This window comes from Mesorhizobium sp. M0047 (assembly GCF_040323315.1).
Lineage (GTDB): Bacteria > Pseudomonadota > Alphaproteobacteria > Rhizobiales > Rhizobiaceae > Mesorhizobium.
The window spans coordinates 20,428-28,214 of the sequence record NZ_JAMYUW010000062.1 but is presented as its reverse complement, the minus strand read 5'-3'; the positions used below and the strand labels follow the sequence as shown (position 1 = coordinate 28,214).

At 63.1% G+C, this 7,787-nt stretch carries 9 protein-coding genes and 1 tRNA gene; 3 read left to right on the top strand and 7 right to left on the bottom strand.

The window, feature by feature from the left end; genetic code table 11:
* Nucleotides 1-221: 221 nt before the first annotated feature.
* Nucleotides 222-398, top strand: a complete 177-nt coding sequence (locus NKJ89_RS33505; protein WP_352608739.1) for a hypothetical protein — start codon at nt 222-224, stop codon at nt 396-398.
* Nucleotides 399-474: 76 nt separating this feature from the next.
* Nucleotides 475-855 (top strand): YkvA family protein, encoded by a 381-nt coding sequence (locus NKJ89_RS33500; RefSeq protein WP_352608738.1) that lies wholly within the window; start codon nt 475-477, stop codon nt 853-855.
* Between the two features lie 34 nt (nt 856-889).
* Here NKJ89_RS33500 and NKJ89_RS33495 read toward each other — a convergent pair whose 3' ends face one another.
* On the bottom strand, nt 890-1,432 hold the full coding sequence (locus tag NKJ89_RS33495; RefSeq protein WP_352608737.1) for a phosphatase PAP2 family protein: 543 nt from the start codon (nt 1,430-1,432) through the stop codon (nt 890-892).
* 38 nt (nt 1,433-1,470) lie between these two features.
* Here NKJ89_RS33495 and NKJ89_RS33490 point away from each other — a divergent pair, with 38 nt between their 5' ends.
* Nucleotides 1,471-1,953, top strand: a complete 483-nt coding sequence (locus NKJ89_RS33490; RefSeq protein WP_352608736.1) for a DUF2127 domain-containing protein — start codon at nt 1,471-1,473, stop codon at nt 1,951-1,953.
* Between the two features lie 47 nt (nt 1,954-2,000).
* Here the strand turns inward: NKJ89_RS33490 and NKJ89_RS33485 are convergent, their stop codons facing one another.
* The 6 genes from NKJ89_RS33485 to NKJ89_RS33460 form a co-directional block, all read right to left on the bottom strand.
* Entirely contained in the window at nt 2,001-2,309 is a 309-nt protein-coding gene (locus tag NKJ89_RS33485; protein WP_352608735.1) for a UBP-type zinc finger domain-containing protein, read from the bottom strand.
* Nucleotides 2,306-3,985, bottom strand: coding sequence for an FAD-dependent oxidoreductase (locus NKJ89_RS33480; RefSeq protein WP_352608734.1), 1,680 nt, complete (start codon nt 3,983-3,985; stop codon nt 2,306-2,308). The genes NKJ89_RS33485 and NKJ89_RS33480 overlap by 4 nt, the downstream gene beginning before the upstream one ends.
* A gap of 150 nt (nt 3,986-4,135) precedes the next feature.
* A tRNA-Leu gene (locus NKJ89_RS33475) sits at nt 4,136-4,220 on the bottom strand.
* A gap of 150 nt (nt 4,221-4,370) precedes the next feature.
* Entirely contained in the window at nt 4,371-4,991 is a 621-nt protein-coding gene (locus NKJ89_RS33470; protein WP_352608733.1) for a 2,3-bisphosphoglycerate-dependent phosphoglycerate mutase, read from the bottom strand.
* A gap of 48 nt (nt 4,992-5,039) precedes the next feature.
* Nucleotides 5,040-5,876 (bottom strand): 4-hydroxy-tetrahydrodipicolinate reductase, encoded by an 837-nt coding sequence (dapB, locus tag NKJ89_RS33465; RefSeq protein WP_352608732.1) that lies wholly within the window; start codon nt 5,874-5,876, stop codon nt 5,040-5,042.
* A complete protein-coding gene (locus NKJ89_RS33460; protein WP_352608731.1) occupies nt 5,873-7,747 on the bottom strand; it encodes an ABC transporter ATP-binding protein in 1,875 nt (624 codons plus the stop codon). Before NKJ89_RS33460 ends, dapB begins: the two co-directional genes overlap by 4 nt.
* Between the last annotated feature and the right edge of the window lie 40 nt (nt 7,748-7,787).

The following is a 7,787-nucleotide window of genomic DNA, read 5'->3' as shown; positions in this document are numbered from 1 at the left end:
GCTTGCGTCCATCGCCGGTCTCCTTCCCGGCCAACAGAATCCCGCTTGGTTACCAGAGCGTTAACGATTCATGATTCCGCCCTGCCGACGATCTCCTGTCCAAGACTGCGAGGATCTCATCGGCATCCTTCGCCTCAATTCCGCCCATTAACAAAGTCGTAAGGAGTTGCTTAACCGTTCACGGCTATGTCACGGCCGGGGGGTCCGACAAAGTGAGTATGATGAGCAACAGCCCCGACAAGCGCAATGAATGGCGCGCCATTTTTTATGTGCAAGCCCGCGTTGCAATCCTGTTTGTCCCGGTCGTTGCCAGCCTGCTGATCATCGCGGCACTCGCCGGCAACGAACGCAAATCCGTTCCCAATGTTGACCGGACCGTCACGGGCTCCGTGCGATAAAACGGCCTGATAGCAGGCAATAGCCGGTGTGATCGGGAGCTATCAGCGCATTGTCGTTTGGCGCTAAGGTCGTCCAATGGCTGCGGCATTGGACCAGTGGGCGCGAACGATCAAGCGCGACGTGCATGCGCTCTACCTTGCCGCGCGTGATCCCCGAACGCCGTGGTATGCCAAGGCACTTGCCGTGTGCGTCGCAGGCTACGCCTTGTCCCCAATCGACCTGATCCCCGATTTCATCCCTGTACTTGGCTACCTCGACGATGTGATCCTGGTCCCCTTGGGTATCCTTGCGGTTGTCAAGATGATACCGCCCGAGGTCATGGCGGAGCATCGGGAGGCTGCCGCCCTCGCTGCTGACAGGCCGGTGAGCCGTATCGCGGCGGTTATCATCGCTTGTATCTGGGTCGCTTCGGTCGTGCTGGCGGGATGGCTGGGATATCGATACTTCGCTGGCTGATCTTGAAGTTGCGTGCAGCTCGCGGAGCGCCCAGCTAAAGAATTTTGGTCACCAGATTGTCCAGACGGGAATTCTCGCGGTAGGCCTGTCGCACCACGATGGCACCCAGGACGCCGGTGAGGCCCCCACCGACAACATCGGTCAGGTAGTGCGTCCCGATGTAGATTCTCGACCAGCAGATCAGGAATGCCATGATGAAAAGCGCGATCGTCCGGCGCGGGAGGCCTTGCATCGCAAAGGCCGCAACAATTGCAATGCTGGCTGTCGCGTGATCGGATGGGAATGACCAGTCGGCACTGGGCGCAATCAACAGATGCGTCACGCCGGCGTCGTAGGGCCGTATCCGATGCACGAACAGAAGAATGAACTGATTGATCGCCAGGCCGAGCAAGAACGCAAGACCGGCCGACACGGCGCCGTGACGAACATGGTAGCGGTCGACCTTCGCCAACCATTGCATGACCACGGCCAGCACCATAAGGGGAACGCCGATTTGTGAGACGCCGATCATTGTCTTATCAAGAAAAGGGCTGATACCGGCCCCGGTGTTTATCCAGTGCGTTAATGCTGCATCCATTTGGCATCGGTTTCCGCAGTTGATCGGGAGGTGGATTTTTGAAGCCCGTCGATGAACACCGCATCCATCAGATTTTCGAAGTCGGCGTCTGGCTCAAGGGCGCGCATGCCCTGATCGAATGCATCGGCGGGATCCTGCTTTATGTCGTCACCACCAATGCCATTGCCTCCTGGGTCAATGCAGTCACCGCAGAGGAATTGATCGAAGATCCGAACGATTTCATAGCTGGCTATCTGTCGCAGATGGCCAGCCATTTTTCGTTGGCCAGCAAGGAGTTTTACGCCTTCTACCTGCTCAGCCACGGCCTGATAAAGCTGGCCCTGGTTGTCGGGCTCTTGAGGGGCAAGCTCTGGGCGTATCCGGCGTCGCTCGTGGCATTGGGTTTGTTCATGGCCTATCAGATCTACCGCTACTCATACACCCTTTCGTTCGGCCTGCTGGTCCTGACCGTCTTCGATGCGGTCGTCATGATGCTGATATGGCACGAGTGGAAGATCGTGCGACAGCACAGGCCAGCATAACAGTTGAACTACCGGCCTCGTCCCTGTTCCCTGAACGCCGCGCGGCCTCAATAAAAGCGAGGGATCGGGCCGTTCTGCGGGGTCACGTCCTCGCCGAGGTCGATAAACACCTCGTCGACATAGCACCATGCCCAGCCTTCCGGCGGATCGTAGCCCTCGATGATCGGATGCCTGGTGGCGTGAAAATGCTTGGTGGCGTGGCGGTTGGGTGAGTCGTCGCAGCAGCCGACATGGCCGCAGGTGCGGCAGAGCCGCAGATGCACCCATTGCGAACCGCTCTTCAGGCATTCCTCGCAGCCGAGCGCGCTCGGCGTCACCTTCCTGATGTCGCGCGTATGCCTGCATTCATCCATCATGGTCTCCCGGGCGTTAGAGGTGCGTTGGCGTTGCCGAGCGCGAGATATGCATGCAAGGCCGCGACCACCTGGGCACCTTCGCCGACAGCCGCAGCGACCCGTTTGACCGAGCCTGAGCGGACGTCGCCGATGGCGAATACGCCGCTGCGGCTCGTCTCCATCTGCGCCGATCCCAGGTCCGATCCGGTGCGCACGAAACCCTTGGCGTCCAGCGCCACGTCGCAGTTCGCCAGCCAGTCGGTGTTCGGGTCGGCTCCGATGAACAGGAAGAGATGGCGGATCGGGCGCGTCGTTTCCTCGCCGCTTACGCGATTGCGCCAGCGCACGGCGGCAAGATTGCCCCCGTCGCCTTCCAGGGCTTCGACCTCGGTTCCGGTCAGCACCTCGATGTTCGGCTGCGCCTTGATGCGCTCGACGAGATAGCGCGACATGCTGGCTTCGAGGCTGCCGCCGCGTGCCAGCAACGCCACCTTGCGCGCGTGGCTGGCCAGGTAGACCGCCGCCTGTCCGGCAGAGTTGCCGGCGCCGACAAGTGCTACTTCCTGCCCGGCGCAAAGCCGGCCTTCGATGGGCGACGCCCAATAATGCACGCACGTTCCCTCGAACTGCGCCAGGTTCGGGACATCGAGGCGGCGATAGCGCGCGCCACTGGCGATCACCACGCTGCGGGTGCGTACGGTCTCGCCGTCGCCGACATCGAGCGTGTAGCGGGCATTGCCGGTCGCGGCACTCAATAGCTTCACCTCGTCCGGAATCACCATTTCGACGCCGAATTTCTGCGCCTGGTTGTAGGCGCGCGCCATCAGCGCCATGCCCGAAATGCCCGTGGGGAAACCGAGATAGTTCTCGATGCGCGAGGAGGCACCGGCCTGTCCACCGAAGGCACGGCAATCGAGCACGATGGTCGATAGCCCTTCTGAAGCCGCATAGACCGCAGCCGCCAGCCCCGCCGGTCCGGCGCCAACGATGGCGACGTCGTATAATTTGTCGGCATCGATCGGCCGCAGCAGGCCGATGCAGCGGGCGAGATCCTTCTCGCCGGGATTGAGCAGCAGCCTGCCGTTCGGACACAGCACGATCGGCAGATGGTGAGGGTCGACATCGAAGCGTTCGACCAGTGTTTTGGCGCAAGGATCGCTCTCGGAATCAAGCACGCGGTGCGGCTGGCCGCTGCGGGCCAAAAAGCCTTGCAGGCGCAACACGTCGCTGTTGTCCTGGGGTCCGATGATGATCGGCCCGCTGCTGGCGCTTTCCAAAAGGCCGACACGGCGCAGGATCAGCGCCCGCATGATGCGCTCGCCGAGATTGGCCTCCTGCACCATCAGGTCGCGCAGCCGCTGCGAAGGGATGACGAACGCCTCCACCGGATCGGCGGCCTGCGCATTCACCAGCGAGGGACGCGCCGAAAGCTGTGCCAGCTCGCCGACGAAACTGCCCGGGCCATGCGTGACGATCGTCTCGCGACGGCCGAGCCCGCCATCCCAGGTAATGTCCACGCTGCCCGACAGCACGACGATCAGGCCGGGCGCGACGTCGCCTGCGGTGATGATGTTCTCGCCGGCGGCATAGAAGCTGGCCTCGCCGAACCGGCGCATGCGATCTATGTCCGCCTCAGCCAACGTCGGGAAGGCCTGATCGCGACGGGCACCGAAGATCGGGTTAGTGGATTGAGACATGGCTTTGAGCGTAGCGAAGCGGTCGCGCGGTTTGAAGTGGTTTGTTCGGCGGCTGGCCGGAAGGGGAGGTTGGCGGCAAAGAAAAAGCCCGGACGAACCGGGCTTTTTTCTCTAAGTTTCCGAACCGTCGAATGGTTCGAAACGGGAATTTGGTGCCCAGAAGAGGACTCGAACCTCCACTCCTTGCGGAACACGGACCTGAACCGTGCGCGTCTACCAATTCCGCCATCTGGGCTGGTGCGGGGTGATGTAAGCGGGCAAGCGATGTGTGTCAACGCGCTTTTTCAAAGCATGATCCCGAAAAGTGGGAACCAGTTTTCTCGGGCAAACGGTTTTGGTTTGTCCAGAGATGATGCTCGATCAAGAACCGCCGGCTGAAGGACTGTCAGCCCTCCAGCACTTCCTTGGACGCCACGGTCGAATCGGCGTTGAGCTGGTAGATGACCGGCACGCCGGTGCCAAGCTCCAGCTTGACGATCTCCTCGCCCGACTTACCGTCCAGGGCCATGATCAGAGCGCGCAGAGAGTTGCCGTGCGCGGCGACCAGCACCGTGCCGCCGCGCAGCACATGCGGCTGCAGATCGTGCAGGTAATAGGGCCAGACGCGGGCGCCGGTGTCCTTCAGGCTTTCGCCGGCGGGCGGCGCAACGTCATAGGAACGGCGCCAGACATGCACCTGCTCCTCGCCCCATTTCTTGCGGGCGTCGTCCTTGTTGAGGCCGGAGAGATCGCCATAGTCGCGCTCGTTCAGTGCCTGGTCGCGGATGGTTTTCAGATCGCTCTGGCCGACCGCGTCGAGAACGTGCTGGCAGGTCTTCTGTGCCCTGATCAGCGCCGAGGTGAAGGCGATGTCGAATTTCAGCCCGCGCGCCTTGAGTCTCTGGCCGGCGGCCTTGGCCTCGGCGTGGCCCTGCTCGGTCAGGTCGACATCGCGCCAGCCGGTGAACAGGTTTTTCAGGTTCCATTCGCTCTGGCCGTGGCGCACGAGCACGAGGGTTCTCGACATGTTTGCTCCCTTCGGGTTGGCAGATTGGCAAGTTGGCGGATTGGTCGCTCAGCCGAGGCCGAGCACGTCCCGCATCGAATACAATCCCGGCTTCTTGCCGCGTGCCCACAGGGCCGCCTTGACGGCGCCGCGGGCGAAGATGGCGCGGTCCTCAGCATGGTGTGCCAAGGTGATGCGCTCGCCGGTGCCGGCCAGCATCACGCTGTGATCGCCGACCACCGAGCCGCCGCGCAGCGTAGCAAAGCCGATCGAGCCCGTCTTGCGCACGCCGGTATGGCCGTCGCGGACGCGCACATCATTGCCGGCCAACGCGATGCCACGCCCGGCGGCAGCGGCTTCGCCGAGCAGCAGTGCGGTGCCCGACGGTGCATCGACCTTGTGCCTGTGGTGCATTTCGAGAATCTCGATGTCGAAATCGTCGGCGTCGAGCGCGCACGCCGCCTGTTCGACCAGCACCGCCAGAAGATTGACGCCGAGGCTCATATTGCCCGACTTGACGATCGTCGCATGACGCGCCGCAGCGGCGATCCTGGCGTTGTCGTCGGCCGAGCAACCGGTGGTGCCGATGACATGGACGATGCGCGCTTGCGCCGCGTAGCCGGCGAACTCGACTGATGAGGCCGGCGTGGTGAAATCCAGCACGCCATCGGCCCTGGCGAAGACGGGTAGCGGATCATCACCGATCGCCACATCGATGCGGCCGACGCCGGCGAGTTCACCCGCATCCTTGCCCAGATGGGGCGAGCCCGCGCGCTCGATGGCGCCGATGACGCGCGCGCCGGGGATGGTGTGGATGGCACGGATCAGGGTCTGGCCCATGCGGCCGGCAGCGCCGACCACCACCAGGCCCATATCGATCCTGTCGGTTGCGGGCGTCTCGCTCATGTCGTGCTCCCGGCGATGCTCTTCTGCGCCTCGATGTTGCGAATTGGGCCTTGGGCCGAAGTCTGGATCGGCGCGCTGTCGTCGACAAGCCCCAGGCCCTTGACGCCCTGGATGCGGTGGAAGCGCGCATAGACGCTGTGCGGATCGGCCATCAGCGAGGCATGGGTGCCCTCTTCGACCAGCCGGCCCTGTTCCATGACGATGATGTGGTCGGCGTTGACCACCGTCGACAGCCGGTGCGCGATGACGATGGTGGTGCGCCCTTCCATGACCTGGGTGAGCGCCTGCTGAACGCGGGCTTCAGCCTCGTTGTCGAGCGCCGATGTCGCCTCGTCGAGCAAAAGGATCGGCGCCTGCCGCACAATGGCCCGCGCAATCGACACGCGCTGGCGCTGGCCGCCCGACAGCGTCACGCCGTTTTCGCCGACCGGCGTGTCATAGCCCTGCGGCTGCTGGCGGATGAAATCGTCGGCCGCGGCCTGCCTTGCGGCCTGTTCGATCTCGGCGTCGGTGGCGCCCAGCCGGCCATAGCGGATATTGTCGCGGATGGTGCCTTCGAACAGATAGGGCTGCTGCGAGACATAGGCGATGGAGCCGCGCAGCGACTGTTTGGTGACCTTTGAGATGTCCTGGCCGTCGATCTCGATCGTGCCCGCGTCGACGTCGTAGAAGCGCTGCAGCAGCGCCACCAATGTCGTTTTGCCGGCGCCCGAAGCGCCGACGATTGCCGTGACCTTGCCGGCGGCGGCGACAAAGCTCAAATCGTGTAGGACCGGCGCCTCCTCGACATAGCGGAAGGAGACGTTGTCGAAGCGAACTTCGCCGGAGGTGAATCTCGCCTCGGCGGCACCTTGCGCGTCACTTTGCTGCGGCTCGATATCGAGAAGCTCATAGATCATGCGCGCATTGACCAGCGCGCGTTCCATGCCGACCTGCATGCGCGCCAGCCGGCGGGCCGGATCATAGGCGAGCGTCAGCGCCGTGATGAAGGAAAACACCGCACCCGGCGGCTGGCCGAGCACGGTGGCCCGGTACCCGGAATAGGCGATGACGCTGGCGAAGGCGATGCCGGCCAGCAGTTCGGAAACCGGCGTCAGCCGCTCGGAGACGCGGGCGATCTTGTTCGAACGCTGTTCCGCATCCTCGGCGAGCTTGCTGATGCGGCGCGACAGCTCGTCCTCCATGGTGAAGGCCTTGACGATGGCGATGCCTTGCGTGGCCTCCTGCATGGCGCCGATCAGTCGCGAGTTGATCTGCACCGATTCGCGCGTGATACGGCGCACCCGGCGCATCAGGTAGGTGACTGTCCAGATCAGCGGCGGCCCGATCAGCAGCGAGCTCAGCGAAAGTATCGGATCCTGATAGATCATGACGCCGATCAGGCCGATCAGCGAGACGGCGTCTCGCGCCGTCGAGGTCACCGTCATCGACAAAAGGTCGCGAATGCCGTTGACGTTCTCGTTGACCTGCGCGGCCAGCCGCCCGGACCTGGTGTCGTTGAAGAACGAGACGCCGAGCTTCATCAGATGGTTGAAGATGCGCTGCTGGTAGCGCGCCACCAGATTGTTGCCGATCCTGGCCATCGTCACCGCCTGGCCGTAGCCGGCAAGGCCGCGCAGGATGAAAGCGCCGAGCAATGCCGCGCAGATCCATGGGATCAGATCGCCGCGCCGTTCATAGAATATCTGGTTGACAACCGGGCTCATGATCCAGGCGGCAAGCGCCGTCGTCGCCGACACGGTCAGCAGGCAAAGAATCGTGAAGATATACGCGCCGCGATACTCGCGGCCGTTTTCCTGGAGAATGCGGCGGATGACCGCCACGATCTCGCCCGCACGGGGTTTCGACAAATTGGGAGGCTGAAATGTCAAATCGGAGCGCTTCGTAGGTTTCCGCTTCCCGCGGCCGGGC